Annotated in this window: 4 protein-coding genes; 2 read left to right on the top strand and 2 right to left on the bottom strand. The window is 60.1% G+C overall.

Annotated elements, in window-relative coordinates; all coding sequences use genetic code 11:
- Nucleotides 1-279 (top strand): diguanylate cyclase domain-containing protein (locus HLUSI_RS27370; protein WP_016833294.1); only part of this gene is annotated, 279 nt, incomplete at its 5' end.
- 44 nt (nt 280-323) lie between these two features.
- Here HLUSI_RS27370 and dacB read toward each other — a convergent pair.
- A complete protein-coding gene (dacB, locus tag HLUSI_RS0106925) occupies nt 324-1,757 on the bottom strand; it encodes a D-alanyl-D-alanine carboxypeptidase/D-alanyl-D-alanine endopeptidase (RefSeq protein ID WP_016833293.1) in 1,434 nt (477 codons plus the stop codon).
- Between dacB and HLUSI_RS32440 the strand changes: the two genes are divergently transcribed.
- A complete protein-coding gene (locus HLUSI_RS32440) occupies nt 1,756-1,995 on the top strand; it encodes a hypothetical protein (RefSeq protein ID WP_157137767.1) in 240 nt (79 codons plus the stop codon). The genes dacB and HLUSI_RS32440 overlap by 2 nt on opposite strands.
- A gap of 63 nt (nt 1,996-2,058) precedes the next feature.
- Here HLUSI_RS32440 and HLUSI_RS0106920 read toward each other — a convergent pair whose 3' ends face one another.
- Nucleotides 2,059-2,241 (bottom strand): hypothetical protein, encoded by a 183-nt coding sequence (locus HLUSI_RS0106920; RefSeq protein ID WP_016833292.1) that lies wholly within the window; start codon nt 2,239-2,241, stop codon nt 2,059-2,061.
- Nucleotides 2,242-2,489: the final 248 nt, after the last annotated feature.

The following is a 2,489-nucleotide window of genomic DNA, read 5'->3' as shown; positions in this document are numbered from 1 at the left end:
CACAAGGCGCGTTACGGCGGCGAGGAGTTCGCCGTTATCCTGCCCGATACGAATGCCGCCGGTGCAAGGGAACTGGCCGAAAGAATTTGCCTGGCAGTCGCCGGGCTCGGCATTGCCCACACTACCTCCAAGGCGGTTGATCACGTCACCGTCAGCGTCGGCGCCGCCACCGTGTATCCGGTGCAAGGCGGCGACATTGTCGGTCTCATCAAGCGCGTCGACGACTGCCTCTACAACGCCAAGCAAAGCGGCCGCAACCGCGTCAGGGCGGCGGAGTAATCAACGCGCCCTTGGTCGGCTCTCAGTTTTTGCTCAGTTTTTGCTCAGCCTTTTTCAAACACCCATTGCAGCAAGGCATCCTGCGCCGCCTGTCCGAACGGGGCATTGGGATGATTGATCAGGCACACCACCACATACATCTTGCCTGACGCCGCCTGTACATAGCCGGCAATCGAGCGCACATCGTTGAGCGAACCGGTCTTGATGTGCGCCTGCCCCGCCACGTTTTCGCCGCGCAAGCGTTTGCGCATGGTGCCGTCGTAGCCGACCAGCGGCATCGAGGCGATGAACTCGGGCATCACCGGCGAATGAAACGCCGTCACCAGCACCTGCCCCAGGGTGTTGGGCGCGATGCGTTCGTTGCGCGACAAACCCGCGCCGTTTTCAATCACCAGTTCATCGGCGCCTATGCCTTTGGCCGACAACCAGCCGCGAATCGCCTGGGCGCCGCGCGCAGTGCTGCCGGGCGACTGCGATGCTTGCGCGCCGATGGTCAGCAGCAACTGACGCGCCATCACGTTGTTGCTGTACTTGTTGATGTCGCGGATCACCTCGGGCACGGCGGGAGACTGCCACTCCGCCAGCAACCGCGCCACCGGGGCAACATTGCCGGGCATGACCTTGCCTGAAATGGTGCCGCCCAGCTCGCTCCACATCTGACGCAACACCGCGCCGAAATACTGCGTGGCGCTCATGCGATAGGGATGGATGTACCAGACCTTCTCTCCGCAAACGGCCGGAAACGCACCGTTGAAGACCGCCGCGCCGACGCCGACATCGGCCTGCAACTTGCCCTGCCAGTCGCCGCACACCGCTTCTTTCGACATGCGCGGCGCGGCGACGGTGTAACCCGACAGCGGCGGCTCCATCGCCACACTGACCTGGCCGCTTGCTTCGTCAGGCATGAAGCGGATCGCCACCGTCTTGTAGTTCAGCAGCAAGGCATCGGGGCCAACGTTATAAGGCTTCTGCGGATCGCCGTCGAATTGCGCCGGATCGTACACGTTCTCTTCGAACACGCTGCGATCCAGCACGACGTTGCCGCGGATGTCGCGAATGCCTTTGGCGCGTATCTGACGCAGGAACATCCAGAAGTTTTCCATCACCAGCTTGGGGTCGCCGCTGCCCTTGATGCTCAGGTCGCCCAGCAACACGCCGTCGTTGAGCACGCCGTCGATGTAGGCCTGGGTTTTCCAGTTGAAGGCGGGACCGAGCAATTCGAGCGCAGCATCGGTGGTCACCAACTTCATCACCGAAGCCGGATTGAACGGCGCCGTCGCATTGAAGGCCAGCATCGGACGCGTTGCGTCGACGGCCTGGACAAACACCCCGACGTTGCGCGCAGGGATCTTCGCCTGCTTGAGCGCCCCGGTCACGGCCGGCGGCAATTCTTGCGCCGCAAGCTGTTGTGCGGAGGCGATGCCGCAGGCGGCGAAAGCGCATAGCGCCAGGATTCGGAATTCTTTGGAGATCTGCATGAGCGACGAGGAAGAAGGGACCCGGCATTATATGTCGCCCTTTGTGACCTTCGTCGGCCCTCGTCGGCATCTGTCGGCATTTGTCGAAGAATTCAACATTTGCCGCAAACGCAAGCAAGGCTCCTCTCTGCTGCGGGGCACAAGAAAAAGCCGCTACGTCATCTTAGGGAATGACGCAACGGCTTCGGGAAAAAGGTGGAACGCCCGACGAGTTTCTGGAGTGCACACATGCAAATGATGTCGACTCCCTCCGGCGTTCCAGCCACCGCCGCTTGCGCGGCGAACGAGCAAGAAAGCTCGTTTAAATTAGCACTGGCAGAACCTCCAGCACCAAAAGCGCAATCAGGGCGCCACCCAGGGCGCCGATCGTTCGCAATACCGTTCTCACAAATTTCGACGCTACGGGCACCTCGCCGAACAATACCAGTCCGGCAAATGCCATCGGCAAAAAGAACATGAGATTGTTCGTGACGATATTGGGCATGATTTTGTCTCCTACCTGTTTTCTTTATGATTTGAGTATAGGACGCCGTTCCCATAAAACAAGGAAAGTTTTCGAGGCTGCTGCCCTGCAGCGCACATCCAGCGCAGCTTGCAGCGATGCCGTCTTTTTCCGGAAGTGTTGTTGAATGGACTTGACCATGCCCGGGTGCGGGAGTAGACTCCGCCCGTTCTTATTTCTATGGAGTCCCTCTCATGGGCACTTGTTCGAGTGACAGTTGTTGCCGGGAA

The sequence above is a fragment of the Herbaspirillum lusitanum P6-12 genome, assembly GCF_000256565.1.
Lineage (GTDB): Bacteria > Pseudomonadota > Gammaproteobacteria > Burkholderiales > Burkholderiaceae_D > Herbaspirillum > Herbaspirillum lusitanum.
The sequence above is the reverse complement of the archived record's forward strand: the minus strand, read 5'-3'. Positions and strand labels throughout refer to the sequence as shown.